The organism is Candidatus Roizmanbacteria bacterium CG_4_9_14_0_2_um_filter_38_17, assembly GCA_002788855.1.
GTDB lineage: Bacteria > Patescibacteriota > Microgenomatia.
In genome coordinates, this window is record PFSB01000006.1 from 1 (window position 1) to 24,371 (window position 24,371).

Annotated in this window: 25 protein-coding genes; 23 read left to right on the forward strand and 2 right to left on the reverse strand. The window is 37.6% G+C overall.

Annotated features, from left to right (window positions below):
* Nucleotides 1-136: 136 nt before the first annotated feature.
* Nucleotides 137-424, forward strand: a complete 288-nt coding sequence (locus CO050_00755) for a hypothetical protein (GenBank protein PJC32007.1) — start codon at nucleotides 137-139, stop codon at nucleotides 422-424.
* 84 nt (nucleotides 425-508) lie between these two features.
* Nucleotides 509-1,057, forward strand: coding sequence for a hypothetical protein (locus tag CO050_00760; protein ID PJC32008.1), 549 nt, complete (start codon nucleotides 509-511; stop codon nucleotides 1,055-1,057).
* A gap of 151 nt (nucleotides 1,058-1,208) precedes the next feature.
* Here CO050_00760 and CO050_00765 read toward each other — a convergent pair whose 3' ends face one another.
* Both CO050_00765 and CO050_00770 read right to left on the reverse strand, forming a co-directional pair.
* A complete protein-coding gene (locus CO050_00765; GenBank protein PJC32009.1) occupies nucleotides 1,209-1,763 on the reverse strand; it encodes a hypothetical protein in 555 nt (184 codons plus the stop codon).
* Between the two features lie 339 nt (nucleotides 1,764-2,102).
* Nucleotides 2,103-2,384 (reverse strand): hypothetical protein, encoded by a 282-nt coding sequence (locus tag CO050_00770; protein ID PJC32010.1) that lies wholly within the window; start codon nucleotides 2,382-2,384, stop codon nucleotides 2,103-2,105.
* 337 nt (nucleotides 2,385-2,721) lie between these two features.
* On the opposite strand from CO050_00770, the gene tsaD reads away from it, so the two are divergent.
* The 21 genes from tsaD (at nucleotide 2,722) to CO050_00875 (ending at nucleotide 24,368) form a co-directional block, all read left to right on the forward strand.
* Entirely contained in the window at nucleotides 2,722-3,816 is a 1,095-nt protein-coding gene (gene tsaD / locus CO050_00775; protein ID PJC32011.1) for a tRNA (adenosine(37)-N6)-threonylcarbamoyltransferase complex transferase subunit TsaD, read from the forward strand.
* A gap of 59 nt (nucleotides 3,817-3,875) precedes the next feature.
* Entirely contained in the window at nucleotides 3,876-4,229 is a 354-nt protein-coding gene (locus tag CO050_00780) for a hypothetical protein (protein ID PJC32012.1), read from the forward strand.
* A gap of 60 nt (nucleotides 4,230-4,289) precedes the next feature.
* Nucleotides 4,290-5,162, forward strand: a complete 873-nt coding sequence (locus CO050_00785) for a hypothetical protein (GenBank protein ID PJC32013.1) — start codon at nucleotides 4,290-4,292, stop codon at nucleotides 5,160-5,162.
* Between the two features lie 3 nt (nucleotides 5,163-5,165).
* Nucleotides 5,166-5,417 carry a hypothetical protein gene (locus CO050_00790; protein PJC32014.1) on the forward strand — a complete coding sequence of 84 codons (252 nt, stop codon included), beginning with the start codon at nucleotides 5,166-5,168 and terminating at the stop codon, nucleotides 5,415-5,417.
* Between the two features lie 4 nt (nucleotides 5,418-5,421).
* Nucleotides 5,422-6,147, forward strand: a complete 726-nt coding sequence (locus CO050_00795) for a spore coat protein (protein ID PJC32015.1) — start codon at nucleotides 5,422-5,424, stop codon at nucleotides 6,145-6,147.
* Nucleotides 6,083-6,604, forward strand: coding sequence for a hypothetical protein (locus tag CO050_00800; protein PJC32016.1), 522 nt, complete (start codon nucleotides 6,083-6,085; stop codon nucleotides 6,602-6,604). The genes CO050_00795 and CO050_00800 overlap by 65 nt, the downstream gene beginning before the upstream one ends.
* 1 nt (nucleotide 6,605) lies before the next feature.
* Nucleotides 6,606-7,601 carry a dTDP-glucose 4,6-dehydratase gene (gene rfbB, locus CO050_00805; GenBank protein PJC32017.1) on the forward strand — a complete coding sequence of 332 codons (996 nt, stop codon included), beginning with the start codon at nucleotides 6,606-6,608 and terminating at the stop codon, nucleotides 7,599-7,601.
* 7 nt (nucleotides 7,602-7,608) lie between these two features.
* Nucleotides 7,609-8,478, forward strand: a complete 870-nt coding sequence (locus tag CO050_00810; GenBank protein ID PJC32018.1) for a hypothetical protein — start codon at nucleotides 7,609-7,611, stop codon at nucleotides 8,476-8,478.
* Complete coding sequence (locus tag CO050_00815) at nucleotides 8,475-9,770, forward strand: UDP-glucose 6-dehydrogenase (protein PJC32019.1); 1,296 nt, start codon at nucleotides 8,475-8,477, stop codon at nucleotides 9,768-9,770. The genes CO050_00810 and CO050_00815 overlap by 4 nt, the downstream gene beginning before the upstream one ends.
* Before the next feature lie 13 nt (nucleotides 9,771-9,783).
* Complete coding sequence (locus CO050_00820) at nucleotides 9,784-10,746, forward strand: GDP-mannose 4,6-dehydratase (protein PJC32020.1); 963 nt, start codon at nucleotides 9,784-9,786, stop codon at nucleotides 10,744-10,746.
* Complete coding sequence (locus CO050_00825) at nucleotides 10,743-11,846, forward strand: glycosyltransferase family 2 protein (GenBank protein PJC32021.1); 1,104 nt, start codon at nucleotides 10,743-10,745, stop codon at nucleotides 11,844-11,846. Before CO050_00820 ends, CO050_00825 begins: the two co-directional genes overlap by 4 nt.
* Nucleotides 11,812-13,401 (forward strand): hypothetical protein, encoded by a 1,590-nt coding sequence (locus CO050_00830; GenBank protein ID PJC32022.1) that lies wholly within the window; start codon nucleotides 11,812-11,814, stop codon nucleotides 13,399-13,401. Before CO050_00825 ends, CO050_00830 begins: the two co-directional genes overlap by 35 nt.
* A 9-nt stretch (nucleotides 13,402-13,410) precedes the next feature.
* A complete protein-coding gene (locus CO050_00835) occupies nucleotides 13,411-14,169 on the forward strand; it encodes a hypothetical protein (GenBank protein PJC32023.1) in 759 nt (252 codons plus the stop codon).
* Nucleotides 14,170-14,172: 3 nt separating this feature from the next.
* A complete protein-coding gene (locus CO050_00840; GenBank protein PJC32024.1) occupies nucleotides 14,173-15,315 on the forward strand; it encodes a hypothetical protein in 1,143 nt (380 codons plus the stop codon).
* Nucleotides 15,290-16,798 carry a hypothetical protein gene (locus CO050_00845; protein ID PJC32025.1) on the forward strand — a complete coding sequence of 503 codons (1,509 nt, stop codon included), beginning with the start codon at nucleotides 15,290-15,292 and terminating at the stop codon, nucleotides 16,796-16,798. Before CO050_00840 ends, CO050_00845 begins: the two co-directional genes overlap by 26 nt.
* Nucleotides 16,788-18,299 carry a hypothetical protein gene (locus CO050_00850; protein ID PJC32026.1) on the forward strand — a complete coding sequence of 504 codons (1,512 nt, stop codon included), beginning with the start codon at nucleotides 16,788-16,790 and terminating at the stop codon, nucleotides 18,297-18,299. Before CO050_00845 ends, CO050_00850 begins: the two co-directional genes overlap by 11 nt.
* Nucleotides 18,284-19,939 (forward strand): hypothetical protein, encoded by a 1,656-nt coding sequence (locus tag CO050_00855; GenBank protein PJC32027.1) that lies wholly within the window; start codon nucleotides 18,284-18,286, stop codon nucleotides 19,937-19,939. The genes CO050_00850 and CO050_00855 overlap by 16 nt, the downstream gene beginning before the upstream one ends.
* The gene (locus CO050_00860) at nucleotides 19,926-20,669 is read left to right on the forward strand and encodes a glycosyl transferase (GenBank protein PJC32028.1); all 744 of its coding nucleotides are present in this window, start codon (nucleotides 19,926-19,928) and stop codon (nucleotides 20,667-20,669) included. The genes CO050_00855 and CO050_00860 overlap by 14 nt, the downstream gene beginning before the upstream one ends.
* 5 nt (nucleotides 20,670-20,674) lie before the next feature.
* Nucleotides 20,675-21,940, forward strand: a complete 1,266-nt coding sequence (locus CO050_00865; GenBank protein ID PJC32029.1) for a hypothetical protein — start codon at nucleotides 20,675-20,677, stop codon at nucleotides 21,938-21,940.
* Nucleotides 21,941-22,006: 66 nt separating this feature from the next.
* The gene (locus CO050_00870) at nucleotides 22,007-23,461 is read left to right on the forward strand and encodes a hypothetical protein (GenBank protein PJC32030.1); all 1,455 of its coding nucleotides are present in this window, start codon (nucleotides 22,007-22,009) and stop codon (nucleotides 23,459-23,461) included.
* Between the two features lies 1 nt (nucleotide 23,462).
* Nucleotides 23,463-24,368 (forward strand): glycosyltransferase family 2 protein, encoded by a 906-nt coding sequence (locus CO050_00875; protein PJC32031.1) that lies wholly within the window; start codon nucleotides 23,463-23,465, stop codon nucleotides 24,366-24,368.
* Nucleotides 24,369-24,371 lie beyond the last annotated feature (3 nt).

Consider the following 24,371-nt stretch of genomic DNA (forward strand, 5'->3'; position numbering starts at 1 on the left):
CAGACCCCGTAAACGTCTTAATTTCAAAACACCTCAGGAAGTATTTTCTGAGTACCTTAATAATCCCTAGGGGTTGCATTAGTTTCTAGAATACGGGTGTCCAGGATGTGTTAAATAAATATGTTATCATACTACTATGATCAGCAAGACAGACTCCAAGCTATTTGTCCAAATGTACAATGAGGTTCGTGCTGAGATGACACGAGATAATAGAAAATTTAGGGATGAAGTTATTGAGGCTGTGCGCGATGAAGGAAAGAATATAGTTGCCAAAGTCAATAATAATACTGCAAAGTTTAAGGATGAGATGGTTGAAAAGCTTGATCGAATAGAACAAGAATTAATATTAACACAAGGGCAGAGCGATAGGATAAATGATCATGAAGAAAGAATTTCTGCTTTAGAACAATCGATTGTAAGTTAATTACTTAAGTTGTTGAAGAGTTCCAATTAGAACCAATTGTATCTTCTTTGGGGAGATTTATGAGCGGTTTTATGAGAATAGGATATAATCACTAATGTGACCTCGATAAAACAATCTCTTATAAGTACAATTAAGTTGGTTGTGAGCAGTGATGACACGAAAAGAGACTTTCTGAGTCGGGTACAGAAGGAGAACGTAAGTAGAGAAGAAAATCCCTATACGCATTTTTGTGTATATTTTGCTGCATATGATAATTTCAGTAATCACGTATTTATTGGTCACCACAGAAAATCTGGTCTTTGGTTGTTTAATGGAGGACATATGGATAAGGGAGAACAACCTTTGGAAGCGCTAGAGAGGGAAATGATGGAAGAGTGGGGATCAGTACAAAAGTATAGAAATATACCTTCACTATTAACAGTGACAGAGATAGAGCATCCAGATAGGCAAATTTGCAGGTTTCACTATGATATCTGGTATTTTATTTTGCTTGACATGAACAAGTTTAATCCAGATGAGAACTTACTTGGAAAAGAGTTTTATCAAATTGGCTGGAAAACAATGAGAAATGCTAAATTACTAACTAATGACCCCAATACAAAGATTGCACTAACTTGGCTTGAGAATTTTTGAACCCAGAAGGTCTGACCTTTTGGGGTTATCTCGCAAACGTAAATTTGGACCCATTATGCTGAGATAGCTGAGAAAGGGAGAAGTATTTATTTGCTTGAGCGAATTTGAAGAATACATATATGGTTTTGCTTTATATGTGACTCTCTCTTTACTACTTATTATGTAGAACTCTTATAGCGTCTTGGTCTGCTCCTATGCCCCAAAAACCAGTATACATGTCAGTAAATCTAAATGTTTCCTGATATGTATTTATTATAGATTTTGTCCTAAAAGCTTTTAGTAATTTCTTTTGTCCATCTGTGTTTATGCCTGGCTTTTCATCAGATTCTTCTGGGATGCAATAATAACGACTAAGCTTCATAAACGATTTTTCATCAAAGTTCATTATTCCTGAATCATTAACACCTAACGCATATGTTTGGTATTTTCCTGGGTTTCCTTCGTAGTGTACCTCATAATAATAAATTCTTCTAGCACCTAGGCAAACTTGAACATCATATGGCTCGTTCACATTGTCACTAAAGTGATCTCTTCCTAATCTGATTTTATTACCAGATGGAGTTATAATTATGGGATTAAAATTTTTGTCTGTTGTAGTAATACTAAAATTTTGAACTATTTCTTTGTTGTTAGTTACAGCTTGTATATTGGAATATTTGTTTATGAAAACATACTCAATTCCATCAGTCTCAGGTATATATTGCATTAGGTTTGGTTCCCCAAATTGTTTCTTATAGCTATTAATATGTACACCTGTTGAGAGATTTTCTACTTTTTTAGGAATACAGCCTTATTTCCTACAGTAGCACTATATAAATTAAGTATGACTGGAGCTCCTGTGCTCAAGGTAATTATTGAGTCTAATATAAGCAAGAATAAAACGACTATTACAATTAAGCTTGTTTTTTTCAGCCTATTTTTTATTTGGTATAAGCGATCGTTTTTGTAAATTGCTAATATTTTTTTGTTGTGTAGATTTAACAAATTTAATTGTTCTGAGTACCATAAGTCAATTAGTCATTTTACATTTATATTGGAATATAAGCTAGATAGTTGTTGTTGTACTAGTGCTTGGTAAGTTCGATGTTCCTACAAAAGAACTACTGGTAATTGTATGTGTTCCAACTGGATAATATAGGTTAGGTGGATCTTCGGGTTGGTTTGTGATATTTCTACACATCGTAATAAGAAAAGTTGGTGCAAGCTGGCTATTATTAGTGAGTGGAAATAGTATTGGTTCTGATAGTAATTCATTACAGTAAGTTGAGGATGTTATTGCTATCACGAAAATACCAATGAGAGTAATAGTTTGCTTTTCTAGTTTCATTTTTAGTTATGGTTGATTTAGACATATTATAGCTTAAGAAGCTAAAGCTATCTTACGAACGAAGATCCTATGCTTTTCTCGGATGGAAAATTAATCCCTTCCCTGGTTTTTTGAGGTAGGGTAGCGGATTAACTTTTGAATAGAGGGCGGTTCTTAAGTGAGCGATTGTCGTTATTAAAAGCTTGTTCAAGAACCGTCCCCTATTCAGAAATTCTAACGAGGCAACTATTTGATTGATTTTCCGAAAGATATGTGGAAGTGAAGGTGCTTGGAGTCTTGGTACTCTGAAAAAATATCGAGAAGCGGGTTCTCGAAGTGATTGTTGTAAAATTGCTAGATGAGTAGGAGTAAGAAAACAGTTGTCTTGGCTATTGAGACGAGCTTGGATGAGACATGTGCGGCTATCTCAGTGGAGAACAGAGTTTTTTCCAATGTTATTAGCTCCCAAATAGAGCTGCATCGAAAATATGGTGGAGTTGTTCCAATTATTGCTAAACGCGCACATGAGGAGCGTTTACCACATGTTATAGCTGAAGCTTTTTCGCGAGCTAACTATGTATCTCGCAGATACCACGCTAATAAGTATAATTTTAGTCTAGATAATATTGATGTAATTGCTGTGACGTATGGACCAGGGCAGTCTCTAGCGCTGGGCGTGGGAATTGATCAGGCTCGAGAATTAGCTATAAAATATGACAAGGCGCTGGTTGCAGTTAACCATATGGAGGGTCATTTACTGTCTTCTTTTGTACAAAACTCTACTGGGAAGACAGGGAACGATCTTTCAAGTTTAGCGTTTCCAGCGCTTGGTTTGTTAGTGTCGGGTGGTCATACTATGCTGGTTTTGGTAAAAAATCTGGGTAAGTATAAGGTTTTAGGAGAAACACTCGATGATGCAGCTGGGGAAGCTTTTGATAAAGTAGGTAGAATGCTGGGGATAGGCTATCCAGGGGGTCTAATTGTTGAGCAATTAGCTAAAGAGGGAAATGAAGATAGATTTGATCTACCTGTGCCAATGATAAAACATAAAGGCCTTATGTTTAGTTACTCAGGAATAAAAACATCGGTTCTATATGCAACGGAGAAGCTTAAGAAAGAAAAGCAGTTTAAGGGTAAAGAAATTAAGGATATGGCCGCTGCCTTTCAACGCGTTGTTGCCCGTTCTCTGACTTTTAAATTAGAGCGAGCAATCGCCCAATATAAACCTCAAACTTTGCTTTTAGGTGGTGGGGTTATTTCTAATCTTTATATACGCTCAAAATTAAGGAAAGTTGCTCAAAAAAATGGCATATCTTTATTTACTGCCACAAGCCATAAGTTGTTAACAGATAACGCAGCCATGATTGCGGTGGCGGGGTATCATAAGTTTAGACGGAATGAGCTTGTTGTTGATCCTAATGGGCTTGACCGTGATCCCAATGCAAGTCTATAGATCTACGACTTATAGAAATATTGTAACCTATAATATTTGGTGCTATAATTCTTGCCACTATGCCAAAAGGATTTGGAACACAGGTTGTTGCAGGAATACTAGGACTATTGTTCGTAGTAGGTTTGGTGTTGCTTGGTCGAAGACTTGGTCAAGATCTACGCACAAGATTTTTTGGTGAGACTCGTACAAAGCAACAGCAAATTACACCAACACCTGCAGATATTGCTTTTATAACTCCTACACCAGGTGTGGAAATATCTGGAACACGTGTATATTCGCTTCCTCAAAATAAGTCACAGGTTGTGACGCAAACAAAAGGGGGGATTCAAGAGATCCCTAAGACGGGAGCTGAAACGTTGCTTTTATCTTCGTTATTGTTGCCAGCCGGCTGGTATATCCGCAGAAAAATATAATCCTCCTACGGCGGGCAGGTCTGCTTTTGCTTTGTTCGTAAGATTAGGTATAATGGTTTAATGGGTATTAAATGGGCGTGTAGACATCTGTTTACACCGCATTACTCCAATAATCATCGAGCAAGGTTATTGCACTCTTCGAGTGTATTAGGATATTTGGCACTATTTGTAATTGTTCAGTTTTTCTTAAATTTTGTTCATAGTATAAATCCTAATATCTTAGGCTATGCAACGGACGTATCAGTAATTGAGCTATTGACTGAAACGAATAATCAACGAGTTGAACATGGATTAGCTCCACTTGAGCTGAATGAAAAACTGTCAAAAGCTGCACATGCTAAAGCTGAGCACATGTTTGCTAATAATTATTGGGCCCATACTGCTCCAGATGGCTCTACACCCTGGGTATTTATTTTGGGCGAAGATTATGAATATCTAGTTGCAGGAGAAAACTTAGCAAAGAATTTTGATCATTCTACCGGAGTAGTCGATGCCTGGATGAACTCACCAAGTCATAGGGAAAACTTACTGAAAAATGACTATAGTGATATTGGGTTTGCGATTGTTGATGGGGTGTTACAAAATGAAGAAACTACGTTGGTCGTGCAGATGTTTGGCACTGAAAAAGGAGCTAAAATATCCCAGATTGATGTAAGCGTTGCTGGTGCTAGTCAAGTTTCCGAAGCATCACCAGAAGTGTTAGTTAATGAAGCTTCATCAGTTAAAAAACGCCCATTATTTGACCTATTTTCAGTTCAAAGAAGAGTGTCTCTGGTAATGTTGGCGTTTCTAATTATGGTCTTATTGATTGATGGCTATTTTGTATTTAGGCATCGAACTGTGCGAATAGCTGGTCGCAATTGGGCACATGTTATATTTTTGATATCTGCGTTGTTAATTGTATATTTTGCTCGCTCAGGTGCGATAATATAAACAGTGAAGAAATATATACATACATTACATTATTTGATACTTGCACTTATATTAAGCGCAGGATTGTTTCTGCTGTTTATATACAATGGTAGGCCTTTGCTGCAGTATTATCTTGGTGCTGGAATGGCCATGAGTTACTTTTCCTGGGGAATTGTGCATCACTATATGCAGGGTGATTTGCATGTTAAGCATATGGTAGAATACGGATTAATCGCCTTGTTTGGGGTTATTTTATTAAATAGGGTGTTATTATAATAATATGAAAGGTGTTATCTTAGCAGGAGGCTTGGGAACAAGAATGTATCCGTTGACACACGCAACGAATAAACATCTGTTGCCTGTCTATGACAAGCCGATGATTTTTTATCCCATACAGACGTTGGTAAATGCGGGGATTAAGGAGGTTATGGTTGTAAGTTCTGGTCCACATGCTGGTCACTTTCTTAGAGTTCTTAAAAATGGACACGAGCTAGGGCTCAAGCATCTGGAATATGCTTATCAGGAGAAACCAGATGGTGGAATAGCTGATGCATTGTCTTTGGCTGAAGACTTTGCGGAGAATGGCCCCTTGACCGTAATTTTAGGAGATAACACAACAGATGCAGATATTTCAAAGCCGGTAAATGAATTTACAGACGGGGCTGTTGTTTTTTTAAAAGAAGTACCAGATCCCGAACGATATGGTGTTCCTCGGTTTGATGTTAAGGATAAAGACACCATTGTAGAGATTATAGAGAAGCCCAAGGATCCACCTTCTAACTATTCAGTAACTGGATTGTATATCTATGATCGTGAAGTTTTTAACTTTATAAGAAACTGTAAGCCATCTAACAGGGGAGAATTGGAGATAACGGAGGTAAATAATGCCTATATCAAAGCAGGTAAGCTTAAATGGTCAGAGCTTTCTGGTTACTGGTCGGATGCGGGGACATTTAAAAGCTTATATCAAGCAAATAGTTACTGGAAGAATAAGTCTAATGGATAATACTAGTTCAGTTACAGAAGTTAAAATAGAAGAAATCAAGAGGGTTTCGACCTTCGACGTCTCCTCCAAGGATAAAAATGGTTTTCTTATAGAGCTTCTTAAAGATGGAGAAAAGACAGTTGCTTATTTAACTGCTGCCTCACCTGGTGCGTTTAAAGGTTATCATGAACACACTATTCGCGCCTCCCGCTATATCTGTCTTAAAGGAAAGATGAAGGTCATACTGTACGTTGGCGGAGCCAATGGAGTACGTGAGGAGCATATTCTATCTTCAGATAATCCTCAGCGACTATTTATTCCTCCACATACTCCAACTGGGTTGGAGAATATCGGCGATGAAGAAGCGTGGCTTATTAATTTTCCAGACCCATTTTATGATCCAAGCCTAAAAGATGAGCAAATAGATTACACAAAAGAGGAGATGAAAAATATTAAAGGCAAGGCCTTTAATAAATAATATGAAATTACTTGTAACTGGCGGTGCAGGTTTTATAGGGTCAAACTTTATTCACTATTGGCTAAAAACTCATCCCGATGATCAGATAATTAATCTCGATAAGCTTACTTATGCTGGAAATTTGGCTAATCTAAAATCAGTTGAAAACAATCCTAATTACCAATTTATTAAAGGAGATATTACAGATGCCCAAATTGTTGCAAAAGCAATGGGTGAGATAGATACTGTGGTCCATTTTGCTGCAGAGAGCCATGTAGATCGCTCAATTACTGGGCCAGCGGTATTTGTGCAGACTAATGTAGTGGGAACTCAGGTATTACTTGATGCTGCTGTAAAAGCGAAGATAAAACATTTCCATCATATCTCGACAGATGAAGTATTTGGCTCATTAGAGCTAGGTGATAAATCAGAGTGGACGGAAAATTCACCTTACGCGCCTCGTAGTCCCTACTCCGCTTCTAAGGCAGCATCAGATCATCTAGTAAGAGCTTATCACGTGACTTATAATCTGCCCGTGACAATAACAAATTGTTCAAATAATTTTGGACCTTTCCACTATCCAGAAAAATTATTACCTCTAGCTATAACTAATATTTTAGAAGGTCGCCAAGTTCCAGTATATGGAGATGGACTATATGTAAGGGACTGGTTGTATGTCGCCGACCACTGCCGGGCAATTGACGCAGTTCTTAATAGAGGAGAAGTTGGGGAAACGTATCTGGTTGGTGCGTACCACGACGAGATTAATAATCTAGATTTAATCAAACTCGTTTTGAAGTTAATGGGGAAGTCTGAAGAAAAAATTGAATTTGTTAAGAACCGACCTGGCCACGATAGAAGATACGCATTTGACTGGAGTAAAATTAAGAATGAACTAGATTGGAAGCCTAAATATGAGTTTGAAGAGGCGCTAAAGCTAACTATAGATTGGTATAAAAATAACGAAAATTGGTGGAAGCCTCTATTAACAACACCCGGTGTTAACACCGGGTGTTAATGTAAAAATGAAGACTAAAATTCTCGGAACAGGACTATCTGGCTTGGTTGGAAGTAGAGTTGTTGAGTTGTTGCAAGATAAATATGACTTTGAAGATCTTAGTTTAGATACGGAAGTAGATATTACGGATATAGATCAGGTAGATGAAAGAATTGGAGCATCAGACGCAAAGGTTGTGTTGCATATGGCTGCAATAACTAATGTTGATGCTTGTGAGAAAGAAAGAAATGACGGGGAAAATAGCTTAAGCTGGAGAGTAAACGTTACTGGAACAGAAAATATAGTTAAAGCGGTCAAGGCAACTGGTAAGCGCATAATTCATATATCCACGGACTTTGTTTTTTCTGGCCTTGAGGATAGATATACGGAAGAGTCTAAACCTAATCCTATTAACTGGTATGGTGAAACAAAGCTTAGGGCAGAAATGGTCGTTCAAGAAAAATTAACTGACTATGCCATATTGCGTCTATCTTTTCCTTACAGGGCTAAATTTGAGCGATCAGACGTGGTACGTTTCTTCCTAAATACACTAAAAGAAGGTAAATCGGTAGATGCTGTAAGTAACTGGATGATCACACCAGGTTTTATAGATGATATGGCGAATGTGATTGAAGCATTTATTACTAATAATGAAGTGGGTATATTCCATAGCGTAGGATCAGACTCAATGACACCTTACGAAATGGCCACAGCCATTGCAGAATTGTTTGGATTTGACAAAACCCTGGTTCGCGCAGTAAAACTAGAGGATCTATTTCTCGGAAAGGCTCCCCGCCCGTTAAAGTTAGTTACAGATAATGGTAAAATAACTAGATTAGGTTTGCAGATGCAGACACTAGAAGATGGTCTTGGTATTATTAAGGAACAATTAAAATGAAATTAGCAGTTATTGGTCATGGTTATGTGGGTCTCGTTACAGCTACCGTATTTGCGGATTTAGGCAATGAGGTTATCTGTGTTGGGAGAACAAAAGCGAAAATTGATCAACTGAACAATGGAGTACCCACATTTTACGAACCTGGTTTAGAAGAGCTTCTAAAAAAGAACGTTCAGGCAAAACGAATAAGGTTTACATTGAACATGGAGGAAGGCGTGCCTGAAGCAGATGTGGTGTTTATAGCTGTAGGGACACCAAGTAAAGAAAATGGTGAAGCAGATTTAAGTCAGGTTTTTGCGGTAGCGGAAGATATTGGTAAACTTCTTTCTGGTCACACTGTCGTTGGTTGCAAGAGCACAGTTCCCGTAGGAACAAATTTTAAAGTAAGGAAAATATTGAAGAAGAATGCTAAGCCAGAAGCTCAGTATCAAATTGCATCTGTACCCGAATTTTTACGAGAGGGAACAGCAATATCTGACACTTTATACCCTGATCGAGTAATTATTGGAACAGATTTTAAGCAAGCAGAAGACGTACTGATAAAATTGCATGACCCAATCGGAGGAGTGCGGGTCTTAACAGATATTGCCTCGGCTGAGCTTATTAAGTATGCTTCTAATTCGCTTTTAGCTACCAAAATATCTTTTGCTAACAGCATTGCTTTTGTAAGTGAGCTAGTTGGAGCGGATGCAACAGAAGTTCTAAAAGGGGCAGGACTGGATGAGCGAATTGGAAAGCGCTTTTTGAATCCAGGACCTGGATATGGTGGAAGCTGTTTTCCTAAAGATGTAAAGGCATTGATCTCTTTTTCAAAGAAAGCTGGTTATGATTTTAAGATTCTGGAGGCGGTTCACGAGGTAAATGAAGACGCGAAGAATCGAGTGGTTAAGAAAATTGAAGATATGCTTGGTTCACTAAAGGATAAAAGAATCGCCATTTTAGGATTAGCTTTTAAACCAGATACTGACGATATGCGTGATGCGCCGGCAATTCATGTTATATCTAAGTTGCTTAAAGAAGGAGCTAGTGTGATAGCTTTTGACCCCCAATCAGCTGAAAATGCAAAGAGAGTCTTGCCAGAAGCGACAATTTATGCTAAAAATATCTTCTCAGCAGTTAAAAATGCTGATATAGTAGTAGTACTAACGGAATGGCGTGAGTTTTCTCAAGTGAGTCTGGCTAAGATAAAAGAGTTAGTTAGTCAGCCGAATATTGTAGATATGCGGAATGTTTTTAATCCAGCTGAAGCAAAGAAACTAGGGTTTAATTATATAGGTGTGGGCCGGAGGTAATCCGTAGGTAGCAATGAATAAAGCAAGAAAAGTTTTAATTACAGGAATTACAGGTTTTGCAGGTAGCCATCTTGCAGAGCTGTTGCTGGATAAAGGTTATGACGTAGTAGGTACAATTCGACCTAGAAGTAAAACCGAGCATATAGATCATATTAAGAATAAGCTTAAACTGTATGATGCGGATCTTTCTGATTCTCATAGTTTGCAGACAGTTTTTATGACGGTAAAGCCAGAGTATATCTTCCACTTAGCTGCACAGGCATTTGTGCCTACTTCCTGGAGTAGTCCAGCAACTACGATGGAAATTAATGCGTCTGGTTCAATTCATTTGTTTGAAGCAATTAGACGCGCTAATATTGATCCCGTTGTGCAGATTGCGTGTTCTTCAGAGGAGTATGGTTTGGTAAAACCCGATGAAGTGCCGATAACAGAAGAAAATCCACTTAGACCGCTTTCACCATATGCAGTTTCTAAGATAGCCATGGACTATCTTGGTTATCAGTATTTCAAAAGTTATGGCGTGAGAATTATTAGAACTCGTGGATTTAATCATACTGGCCCAAGACGCGGAGATGTCTATGTGTGTTCAACGTTTGCTAAGCAAATAGCTTTAATTGAAGCAGATAAACAGGGTCCAATAATGAAAGTTGGCAATATTGAATCATATCGTGATTTTACAGATGTGCGTGATATGGTAAAGGCGTATTTGTTAGCAGTAGAAAAGGGAGAGCCTGGAGAAGTGTACAACATTGCAACGGGTAAAACGTGGCAGATTAAGAAGGTGCTAGATATGTTACTTGGTATGAGTAAAAAAGATATTAAGATTGAGGAAGATCCCGAGCGAATGAGACCATCGGATGTTGAAATCCTACAGGGCGATGCGACTAAATTTAAAAAGGCTACTGGCTGGGAGCCAAAGTATAAGTTTGAGCAAACACTAGAAGACCTACTTAATTACTGGCGGGAACGAGTGTGAAAAAAAAACCGCGTGTAGTATTTATCTTACCTACATATAACGAGGTTGATAATATTAGCTTAGTAATTGAGCAGCTCCAGAATGTCTTTACTTCTATTTCTAGTTATACTTTTTCAATTCTTGTAGTTGATGATAAATCACCTGATAATACAGCAGGAATTGTCAATAAGTTAGGAAAAAAGTACTCAAATATAGAGCTTATTACAGGGGAAAAACAAGGCCTGGGAATTGCATATATACGTGGTATGAAATATGCAGAATCCAAGCTTCACGCTGATATATTTTTTAGTATGGATTCAGATTTATCTCACGATCCTTCTTTAATACCTCAGTTTTTACGCAAGATTGAGCAAGGCTCAGATATTGTTGTTGGAGCTAGATATATACCAGGTGGGTCAATTCCAGCTGATTGGGCATGGCAGCGTAAGCTATTTTCGATATTTGGGAATTTAATAATTCGTTTTGGCCTCATGATTCCTTCCATTCATGATTGGAGTAGTGGATATAGGGCGATTAAGGTTGAAGTATTTAAGAACATAGTGGATGGTTTAGATAAGTATAAAGGCTACACATTTCAGATGGCATATTTACATAGAGCTCTTAATGCAAAGTACAAAGTTGGGGAAGTACCGTTAAATTTTGTAGATAGAAAGCACGGTGAGTCAAAATTCATTCCTCTTGAATATATCTCGAACGTGCTGTTGTATATCCTCTTAAATTCAAGTTTTGTAAAATTTGGAGTTGTTGGAGTTGTTGGTTTTACAGTTAACCTGATAGGGCTTGAAGTATTTTATCGATTGGGATTTCATCCTGGAATTGCAGCTGCATTTGGGGCAGAGTTTGCGATTGTTTCAAATTTTATGTTTAATAATTTTTGGAGTTTTTCACATAAGAGTATTAAGAGGGGCGACGGATTACGAATGAAGTTTTTAAGGTTTAATGGAGTTGCTGTGGGGGCTATTGTGATTCAAGCTCTTATCGTTGGCATAGGCACCAACATGTTTGGAGTAGATACGAGGTTCCTATTTTTACTATTGTCTTTAATACTTATAGTTCCATATAGTTATGTTATGTATAACCGTATTATATGGAAAAGCTAATATAAGCATGAGGGGTTTTGTTTATCGTCACTGGGGAACGATTGGTATTTTTGCTATTCTTTTCTTATCCGCTTATCTTCGTTTGTGGAACATAGGAGGTTACATGACCTTTTTAGGTGATGAGGGGAGAGATGTTCTGGTGGTTAAGAGAATGATTGTAGACCATGATATTACTTTTTTGGGTCCAACAGCTTCTGTGGGAGGATTTTTCTTAGGTCCAATCTATTATTATTTTATGGCTCCTTTCTTGTGGTTATGGAATCTTAATCCGGTTGGACCGGCTGTAATGGTAGCGCTATTTGGTGTGGCTACAATATATCTATTGTATCGAGTGGGAACTGATTTTGTGTCAAGATCTACTGGGTATATCGCGGCTTTGTTATATGCTATCGCGCCTCTTGTTGTTGCGCACTCGCGTTCGTCATGGAATCCTAACATTGTCCCTTTTTTTTCTTTGCTGTATATCTATTCACTGTGGAAAGCACAAGAGTCACGAAAGGTAAGGTGGTTGTTTGTAGCAGGGATTTCGTTTGGAGTAGGAATTCAGTTGCACTATCTCTTTCTATTCATGCTGCCTGTTTCATTAATATATCTCTATCTGTATCGGGAAAAAATGTTGTTTATAAAGTTACGTACCTTTGTTCTGGGTGTGATTCTTCCACTTATCCCGTTTATAGGATTTGAGTTTAAAAATAAACTTCCAAATACACAGACAATTTGGCACTATGTAACAACAGAAGGAGATGTGGGTCTGAGCTTATCTGGATCAATATTAACGATGAGAGACGTGTTGTTTCGTTCTTTTGCTAGAGTACTGTTTAACTTTCCTCCACCTGAACAGTTTTATAAGTACGAAGACTGGGTAATTACTGTCTGGAAAACTAGCGTTTGGTTAGTAGTTATTTTAAGCATATTTATGCTACTTAGATATGTCCGTATGCAGAAAAGTAAGCCCCATTTGCTAATGCTGTTGTGGATGGTATTTGGCTTGGGTCTATTTATGTTGTATCAAAAGAGTATTTATGATTATTATTTTGTATTAGTTTTTCCCTTATTGTTTCTATTGGTTGCTAATTTATTGGTTGTGTTTTGGCAAAGGAAATTACTTAAGCCCATAGCTGCTATTGCATTGGCGCTATTAATCTGGATTAATTGGATGGGTCGACCATTTCAGTTTCCGCCTAATAATCAGTTTGATCAGGTATCGATGATTAGTCGCTCGATTTTTAATCATGCAGACGGTAAACCGTTTAACTTTGCGCTTATTACTGGTGGTAATTCAGACCATGCATATCGCTATTTATTTGAGATCTGGGGTAATCCCTCAGTTACGATTGAATTCGATGAAGTTGACCCAGAGAGGAAGACTGTTACTGATCAGCTTTATGTGCTTTGCGAAACATTACCTTGTGAACCACTTGGTCATCCGTTATGGGAGATAGCTGGTTTTGGTAGGGCTCAAATTGATACGAGCTGGAAGGTTTCGTTTCTAGAAGTGTATAGACTTGTGCCGTATCAAGGAGAAGACTTTGCTACAGAGGATAATGTGCGATAAAATCAAGCTATGCAACAAAAAGCGCCACAGTTATCGATTGTTATTCCTTGTTACAATGAAGAGCAGAATATTCGGTTTGGAGCTTTAGAAAAGGTAAACAATTATCTACAGAAGCAGACCCTATCCTGGGAAGTGTTGATAATTGATGACGGGTCACAAGATGCAACTGCGGAGTTGGTACGGAAATACATAAAAAACAAGCCAAAATTCAAGCTAATTGAGCGAGTACATCAAGGTAAAGCACGTACAGTTGTTGCTGGTGTTATGCGTGCAAAAGGTGACTATATACTGTTTTCTGATCTTGATGGATCTACGCCACTTGGCGAGGTAGAGAAGTTTTTACCATACTTTAGGAAAGGATACGATATTGTAATTGGTTCGCGTAATCGCAAACGCGAAGGTGCGCCTTTTTTTAGAAGCTTAATGGGTCCTGGATTTGCGTTTATCCGCAGTAGTTTAATTGGTTTAAGCGATATTAACGATACTCAATGTGGTTTTAAGGCATTTAAGAAGGATGTAGCAATTACTCTTGTAAAAAAACTTAAGCTATATGGAGGTGACAAGGAGATTAAAGGGTCAAATGTTACTGCTGGATTTGACGTTGAGCTACTATTTATTGCCAGAAAGCTTGGATTTAAGATTAAAGAGGTTCAGGTTAAATGGCACTATGTTGAGACGAGACGAGTAAGTCCTATTAGAGACTCCTGGAATGGGCTTAAGGACATTATGCGCATAAAATTATTTGATCTGCAGGGGAAATATCGTTAAACAATGCGACCCGGAGTTAAGATCTTAGTTGCAAGTTATTTTATAACAGTTCTGCTGCTCTTTCTTTATTCCTTTACACAGATAGATCTAAATCTAACACTCTCACGTGTGTCAATTTGGCAGGGCATACAGAAATGGTTTATGTATATTGGATATTATAAGCGCCCCTTGTCTACGGCTATATTTATTTTAATTCTTCTGGCACTATATACGCAATATACTTTATTCCTTCGGCTGTCCTTGTCTAAGTTTTTAAGTACGAAGCATCTATTTCATATTATTATCTTAACAGGGGTTGTGCTGCTTTTTTCTTTTCCTGCTTTTTCGCATGACATCTTTAACTATATGTTTAGTGCTAAAACAATTATTAAATATGGTCAGTTACCATACTTTGCTCCACCGATGAATTTTCCCGATGATCCATGGCTTAACTTTATGCGTTGGATACATATACCAGGAACCTACCCACCTCTCTGGATACTTTTGACCTTACCTATGTATCTAATCAGCTTTAATAAAATTGTGCTACTCATAATTAATTTTAAGCTTCTGTCTGTAGCTGGATACCTGGGTTCAAGTTTTTTGATTGCAAAAATTATGCAGCGGATAAATTATCGCTACTGGAAAGCGGCAGTAGTTTCTTTTGCGCTTAATCCACTTGTCATTATTGAGAGCTTAGTTAGTGGTCATAACGATGTGGTCATGGCATTTTGGATGTTGCTTTCGATATATCTCTGGCAGAAAAAAGAACGTCTCTTTGGTGTGTTTACACTTTCAATATCCGTGGGAATAAAATGGATGTCTGTCTTTTTGTTACCGCTTGCAGTGTTTGGACCTAGGAGACTATTATCCTTGGCATTGATGTTGTTGGGTTTGGGTTTGGTCTTAACAAGGCGAGAATTTTTGCCTTGGTACTGGATCTGGATTGCGCCGCTTATAAGTTTGAATGTAGACCGCAAATTTATCTTTATACCTGGGGTAGCTTTGTCTTTTGGACTATTATTGCGTTATACCCCATTTCTTTATCTGGGGAACTGGGATCCGCCGGTGCCCACGATTAAATTCTGGGTTACTGTTATTCCATTGGTTACTTCAGCTATAATGGTTGTATTGTTTTATTATGTTCAAAGACATCCAAAAAAATAAGACGTTTATTATAAGTATTGTTATTTTTCTGGTCTTGTATTTTGTTACACGACTTATTAATTTAACAGCATTACCTATATTTACCGATGAGGCTATTTATATACGTTGGGCGCAGATTGCTAATCAAGATGCAAGTTGGCGATTTATCTCGCTAACTGACGGTAAACAACCTCTCTTTGTTTGGGGGGCCATGATAATGTTACGTTTTGTGAGTGATCCGGTCGTAGCTGGACGAGTAGTATCTGTATTTGCGGGAGCTGGGACACTAGTAGGAATTGGACTACTGGCTAGAGAACTTTTTAAGAATACGAGAACAGGTATAATCGCATCTTTCTTGTATTTAATCTATCCCTTTGGATTAATGTATGATCGAATGGCTCTCATGGATTCGATGGTGGCGATGTTTTCAGTTTGGTCACTGTATTTAGCTGTAATACTGGCTCGGCGTCCCAGATTGGATGTGTTGTTGTTGTTTGGCATGGTGCTGGGTGGAGCGACTCTGACTAAAACGAGCGGTTTCCTTAATATTTATCTGCTGCCAGTAACACTTTTACTATTTGATTGGCAAAAGAAAAATCGAAATATGCGACTTCTGACATGGTTTATATTTGCATTATTTGCGGTTTTTCTTTCCCAGGCATACTACAGTATCCTGCGACTTTCACCTTGGTTTCATATGATAGCTCAGAAAGATACGACTTTTTTGTATACACTTACAGAGTGGAAAGAACATCCCTTCCGCTTTTTGTATGGAAACCTAAGAGGAGAGCTTGATTGGGTTACACATTATATGACCTGGTCTCTTCTCCTACCAGTTATTGAAGCACTAGTTTTGTTCTGGAAAGAGACGAGGGTTAAGCTGTTACTTTTAATAATGTTTAGTGCTCCTTTGGTTGGATTGGCTCTATTTGGTAAAGTTCTTTATCCTCGTTTTGTCCTATTTATGACAATGCCACTATTGGTTCTTGCAGCATGGAGCTTAAATTATATGACTGAGCGAATTAAACACAAAATGGTTCTAGTTCTGATATATGTGTTGTTGGTTAGCTACTTAGTGTATTTTGACGCTAAGATATTGCTGAGTATTATTACGGCACCTTTGCCTAGATCTGACGCTGGTCAATATGTTAACGATTGGCCATCAGGTTGGGGAATTAGAGAGTCAGTGGACTTCTTAGCTAAAGAGGTTCAAGATAAAGAAATTACGGTGTTTACTGAGGGTAATTTTGGCTTATTACCGTATGGTATTGAGATTTATCTCGTAGATGATCCAAAACTTGAAATTATTGGAATGTGGCCTGTCCCAAGTGAATATACAGATCAGATGAAAGAAAAGATTGATCAAGAGCCAGTTTATTATATTTCGAATCGAGAGCAAGAGCTACCTTGGAAATGGAAAGCAGAGCTAATTGGTGAGTGGAATAAAGGCAGTAATACAACTCGCAAATTAAGGCTCTGGAAGCTTAAGGATAATGAATCGTAAGCAGTATTTCTTTTTAGCCTTTGTACTCATACTAGTAATTCCTCTTCTTCTGCCTTTGTTTAAAGTAGGATTTCCTGTTACGGACGATGCGGATTGGTTTATCATTCGTTTTACTGCTTTTTATCAAGCACTTTCTCAGGGGCATTTTCCTGTACGCTGGTTGGGTAGGCTGAACTTTAATTATGGTTATCCAGTTGCCAACTTTAATTATCCAGCATATATGTATGGGGCAGTGCTACCAAAGCTATTGGGATTTGGTTTTGTTACCTCCATTAAGTTAGTGCTAGGAGTTAGTGTAGCTTCTGCATCTGCATTTACCTATCTGTGGCTAAAGAGTATGTTTAACCGCACTTGCGCGCTTGTGGGAGCATTGGTATATGTTTATCATCCATATATCTTATTTGATCTTTATAGGAGAGGCTCCATAGGTGAGATTGTAGCTCTGGGGGTTGTGCCGTTTGTTCTTTGGTCAATTGAGCACAGAAGTAGGTTCTGGACAGCCATCGGCCTAGCTGCTCTAATAACATCTCATAATATTTTAGCTGTGTTATTTTTTCCAGCTTTAATAGTCTATATGTACATTCGTTCTAAATTTAGCAGAAGAGAGCTGATGCTAAATGTGCTTTTTGGATTAGGATTGTCAGCTTTTTTCTGGGTGCCAGCGATCTATGACTTACAATATACAGTTTTTACTAGTACCACTGTTTCAGTATGGATGAATCATTTTGCTGATATTAAGCTGTTTGGATATCTAAATGTTGCGATTTTATTGCTGTCCTTAGGAATTATCTTTAGATATCGTACTAAGCTGTCTATATTATCTTGGGGATTAGTGGCCCTTGGTCTTTTTCTTAGTACCTCATTAAGTAGTTTGGTTTGGACAGTGTTACCGGTAACCTTTGTTCAGTTTCCTTTTCGTATGCTTGCAGTTACGATACCCGGCTTAGCTTTGTTAGCTGCATATATTAATGACAGATTACCAGGTAGATTAAGGAGAGGAGTGGGTGCTATATTGATAGTCTTATTATTAATAGTTGCCATTCCAGTATTGACAGCTGTAGAAATTGTAGATAAGGGAGAAGGATTTTATGCAACGAACGAATCATCATCAACGATAAAGAATGAATATATGCCGGTTTGGGTAGGGCAGGAGTTTATGGCTCACGCAGAGTACAAGGTTCAACTTATAGATGGTGGTGGAGAGATAATACCAATGCAGGAAAAGGGGCATCTAATAGAATTTATGGCAAATCTAGATGTTCCTAGTATAGTAGAAATTAATTCAATATATTTTCCAGGTTGGATGGCTATCGAAGGTAGCGAAGAAATAGATATTCAGGTCTCAGAAAAAGGAACAATGAATATAGAGCTACCTGCAGGTCAGCATCGGGTTAAAGTAGTGTTCAAGGAAACAACACCACGAATGATTGCAGATCTTATTTCAGTTATTTCACTATTTGCATTAGCTGCATTGCAGTTTAAGTCATGGAAAGAAACTTAACAAAATATATAGGTATTGTATTAGTATTGTTATCGTCTTTTTTTGCGATTAAATCCTTATTGGGATCTGGATATTTTCCAGTGCACGACAGTTTACAGGTCGAGCGAATTTATGAAATGGCAAGTGCAATAAAGGATGGTCAATTCCCAGTGCGTTGGGTGTACGACTTGGGTTATGGTTATGGATACCCTTTGTTTAATTTTTATGGTCCTCTACCTTATTATATTGGGGCTTTTTTTAATATAGTTGGACTGAGCTTAGTAGTCTCTGCGAAGTTGATGTTTGGAATTGGTATCTTAATTTCAGGGATATCTATGTATCTATTGGGTAAAGAAATATGGGGGAAGGTAGGTGGTATTATTTCGGCTGTCTTATATGTATACCTACCCTATCACGCAGTTCAAATATACGTGCGTGGAGCAGTAGGGGAGTATTATGCCTATGCTTTATTACCGTTACTTGTGTTGAGTTTTTTGAAATTGAACAGCAAGCGGGTTGAAAAGTGGATCTTTATTGGTGGATTGACGTACTCGGGAATTATACTGTCGCACAATATCAGTGCGATGTTGATAACCATGCTTGTCCTTATATATATGTTTACTTATGGACTAATTGTTAGGCGTATAAACAAATCGCAAGTTACTGTATTATTAATAGGGTTATGCCTGTCTGCATTCTTCTGGATGCCGGCTGTTACGGAAAATAATTTTACTCAAGTTAATAAAGTAGTTGGTGGTGGTAGTTATTACGGTGATCATTTTGTGGAGCCGTGGCAGCTCTGGAGTTCTGTCTGGGGGTATGCTGGATCGGCACCTATGAGTGAGCAAGATGGAATGTCATTTAAGCTTGGTAAAGTGCACATAATAACTGCTCTAGTGGCATTGGTATGGGTTTTATATAAGCGCGATAAGAAGTATTATCCTCTACTGGCTATTTTAACTTTGTTATTTATTGGCTCTGTGTTTATGATGCTTCCAATCTCTAAAAATATCTGGGACAGGCTACCCCCTTTAAAATATGTGCAATTTCCTTGGCGTTTGTTAATGTATGCGGGTTTTGCCCTATCTGTAATAGCCGGAGGAGTTAGTATGGTGGTTCAAAAATATAGACTAGGGATGGTGCTGGTTGCGGTGATCTTTATATTAGTTACAGTAAATGTTCGAGCTTTACCCAAACTGGAATTATTACACTTTATGCCTAGTGAGTATTATTTATTAGACGATGAGGCAATAACTAGCGATCATAATTTGCGTTGGCTAAAGTCTGAAAAGTCAGATGAATACCTACCAAAATATTTCTTCCAGCCCCAGAGAGAAGAAGATATTTCATTAAGAAGAGTGAATTTTGATGCAGACATAACTGAAGATCGATCAAATTTGCTTAAATTTAATATCACAGCTCTTGAAATTGCTGAAATATCAATGGATATAGCTTATTTTCCAGGTTGGAAAGGATATGTTGATGGAAAAGAGGTTCCTGTTAAAAGACTAACTCGTGGAATCAGTATTACTGTTCCAACTGGAGCTCATAATGTTATGTTAAGATTGGAAAATACTCCAGTCAGAACACTAGCAAATTTGACTTCAGTTATAAGCTTAGGAGTATTATTGGTCTTACTAGTTAAATATGCAAAATCATAAACCTACTGTTGAAATAGTGTTACCTGTATATAACGAAGAGGATGAGCTAGAAGCTCATACGCTTAAGCTTCGTAAGTTTGTAGATACTCAAACAAATTACAGCTGGGATATTACCATAGCTGACAATGCCTCAAACGATAGCACGGCTTCTATTGGTGAGAAGTTAGCAAAAAAAAATGGTATTAATTACGTACGCATAGCCAAAAAAGGGAGAGGAAGAGCTGTTAAACAGCTCTGGCTTGAAAGCAAGGCAGATATAGTAATGTATATGGATATTGATTTATCTACAGATCTTAAGCATTTAACACCCCTAGTTAAGGCATTGACGTCGGGTGCGGATATTGCGATTGGATCCCGTTTGCTGCCAGGTTCGGAAGTAGAAAAGCGCGAACTGAGACGAGAATTTATTTCTCGAGCATACAACCTAATGATCAAGATCCTATTTATGACGCGTTTTTCGGATGCGCAGTGTGGATTTAAAGGTATGACAAAAAAGGCTACTATGGAGCTGATTCCTCATATAGAAGATAATGACTGGTTTATGGATACAGAGCTTCTAGTCATTGCAGAAAAGAGTGGTTATAAGATATATGAAGAAGCTGTGCGTTGGGTAGATACTCCGGGTTCCACAGTTCGGGTACTGCCAACGGCAATGGGTGATATTAAGGGATTGGTTAGGTTATGGAAGACAAGACCTTGGAAGGTAATTAAAAAAATCAAATATTGTTAGACTAAATGAATTTGCATAGACGTTTTAATAAGTATAAATATGGATTAATATTTCTTCTTTTAGCAGCTTTTCATATTTTTTTGCGTTTCTATGAGTTAGCTAAGCGTACGGAACTAGGCTGGGATCAGATGGATACAGCTTGGGCTGCTTTTAATCTTCTCGAAGGAAATAAATTATTAATAGAGGGAGTTCCAATAAAAGGCAATACATCTATGACAATGGGTCCGCTTTACTATTATTTAGCTGTTCCATTTTATAAGCTAACAAGCCTAGATCCAATTGCTGCAAGTATTTTTGCTGGAGTAGTCAGCATCGTAAGTATGTTTATTTTCTATTTAATATCTAAGAAAATCATGGGTAAGAAAGTTGCAAGTATAGCGCTAGCGATTTATGTATTTTCACCGATTATGGTTCAGTCAGAGCGAGTTCAAGCGGCTTATATCCTCATACCAATTATTTCGTATATAACTTTTTACTTTTTATATCGACTAGTAGTAAGTAAAAACAGTAAGTATTTAATCTGGCTTGCAGGGATTATTGGGTTTGGCTTTCACGTCCACTTTGTATCATTTTTCTATCCTTTTTTAGTTCTATTAATGCTCCCATTTCTCCCGGATGTTAGAAAGGATTTATCCAAATATATTATATCTTTAATAATATTTCTGCTGTTTTTATCACCTATGCTCTATAGTGTATTTTTTAACTCGTCTGGTGGAGGTCAATTTCTTACATATTTTGGTACTTATTTTCACGGTTTTCACTTAAGAAGAGTCCTTCAAATTGCTCATGATGGATTTATTAGTTTTGAGATGATTCTCCAATATAAGTTTTTTCCTCCACTGGTATATTTAGTACTACCCCTATTTGCTGGTATATATTATTTTACAAAGCCAAGCAAAAACTCATTATTATTGTCTTATCTAGCTATATTATGGGTTGTTATTCCGTGGTTATTTTTGTCTACCTATAGTGGAGAATTAACGCATTATTATTTTTCAGCTTCAAGGTACGTGGCGATATTAATAATCGCATATTTAATAAATTTTTTGCTTAATAGAGGCAATATAATTGTAAAATATGTGGTAGTGAGTTTTTGGGTCATATATATAATAAATAGTGTTCAGATATTTATTGGAGAACATGAAGGTAACTATATGCTAATTAAGGAGAAAACTGGGTTCTATGTAGATAGTGGCAAAGTGCTTGAATTCAAAGATAGAGATGCTGATTATTATTTCTACCATATAAAACAACTAAAAGCTAAAAAGTAGCCACATGTGATTGTCCGGAAGCACACAGGTTCAAATATAAGTTCAAAGTAGTGATAAAATCAGTACATGGCTGAAATAGAGCTCCATGATGTCAAAAAAAGATCGGTTGCTGGTATTTTAGCTTTAACCTCGCGAACAGGTCTACTGCAGCTTATATCTAGTGTTGGTTTCTTTTTATTGACGATTTATCTTGATCTGAGGTTATTCGGAGTATTTATCGTGGTGCAGGCAGCTTCTAGTTTTCTGAACTACTTTTCAGACATTGGCCTTGCTGGAGCATTAATTCAAAAGAAAGAGGCGTTAACTAAAGAAGATCTGGCAACGACGTTTACAGTACAGCAGTTGATGGTATTGGGTGTTTCAACCATAGCTCTGCTGCTGTCTTCTTGGGTTGCCGGAATATATGGTCTTGATCAGCAAGGGGTAGTTCTATTTAGAGTGTTAGTTTTGGCATTTATTTTGTCATCGTTAAAGACAATTCCTTCTATTCTTCTAGAAAGAGATCTGAAGTTTAGTATATTGGTTATTCCGCAGGTATTTGAGGTTGTCTCGTTTTATGTCATAGCGGTGTTATTAGCCTGGAAAGGGTTTGGGATTGAAAGCTTAACGTATGCGGTTTTAGGTAGAGCTATTGTTGGTTTGGTGATGATATATATTGTGTCACCCTGGATGCCGCGCTTTGGTATTAATTCAAAGGTTCTTAAGAAATTATTATCGTTTGGTATTCCTCTTCAGGCCAATAGTCTATTAGGACTTATAAAAGATGATTTATTTACGCTATATCTAGGGACTGTGTTGCCGCTTGAGCAGATTAGTTTAATTGGCTGGGCAAAGAAATGGGCAGATACACCATTGAGATTAATTATGGATAGTTTTATTCGAGTAACCTTTCCTACTTATTCTCGTCTGCAAGGTATGGCAGATAAGCTACGTAAGGGGATTAATAAGTCGATGTTTTTTTCTTCAATATTAATATTTCCGATGGCGATAGGACTTATATTACTGATGAAGCCATTAATATACGTAATTCCTAAATATACTAAGTGGGAACCGGCACTTTTCTCTTTCTACTTGTTTGTTATTGCAGCGGTATTTGCTAGTATTTCAACTCCCTTAACTAATGCTTTAAATGCAGTTGGTAAAGTTACAGTAACATTAAAATTAATGATTCTCTGGACAGTGCTGACCTGGGGACTGGGTATACTATTAGTGAACATAATTGGGCTGGAAGGGGTGGCATTATCAGCAGTGTTGATTAGTCTTACTATCTATCTTGTAATTAAAGTTAGTAAGCAACATTTTACGTTTGATGTACTAGCTAATATTACACCCGCATTATTATCTAGCATCGTGATGTTATTGGTTGGTCTGTTTTTACCAACTGCTCGTCACTATAGTATTGTTGGCTTAGTTAGCACGGGGTTAATATTAATAGCTGTATATCTTATGATGCTGCGGTTGTTTTTTTGGGGTAAACTAAAGGCAGAGGTTGTGACTATAATTGGGATTATGAGGAGCTAATATGAATAAAATATCAGTAGTTATTTCAGCTTACAATGAAGAAAAATTGCTTGAGGATTGTTTAAAATCTGTTACTTGGGCAGACCAGGTTATTGTTGTAGACAATAACTCGACGGATGATACAGCCAAAATAGCCAAGAAGTATGCGGATGAAGTTTATTCTCGTCCTAATAACTTAATGCTCAATGTAAATAAGAATTATGGATTTAGTAAAGCTACTGGTGATTGGATATTGAGCTTGGACGCTGATGAAAGAGCTACAGATGAGCTAAAAAAAGAGATTCTAAAAGAGTTACAAGTTACGAGTTACGAGTTACGAGGTGATGTTAGTGGTTACTGGATTCCCCGCAAGAACATTATTTTTGGTAAGTGGATACAACACACGGGTTGGTATCCAGACTACCAGCTAAGATTATTTCGTAGAGACAGAGGTAAGTTTGCCCAAAAGCATGTTCATGAGATGGTAGAGGTGAAAGGTAAAACAGAGCAGCTTAAAGGTCATATTCAGCACTATAACTACGAGACGGTAGACCAATTTTTTCAAAAGCTTTTGGTAGTGTATTCTCACAGCGAGGCAGATAATTTACTAAAGGATGGATATGTATTTAACTGGAAGGACGCTATTATCATGCCGCTTCGTGAGTTTTTTAATCGTTATTTTGCGCATAAAGGATATCGTGATGGCTTACATGGGTTGATTTTATCTCTACTTATGAGTGTATATCATCTAGTGGTTTTTTTGAGATTATGGGAGCGCAAGAAGTATGTAGAGCAAGACGTTAACCTAGGTGAGGTTGCTTCGGAGGTTGGCGTGTATAGGCAAACATGGAAATATTGGGTGAAGCATGCAAAAGTTGATTTAGCTAATAACGGCGTTGCTAAGCTGGTAGCTAAATATTTTGGGTAAAGA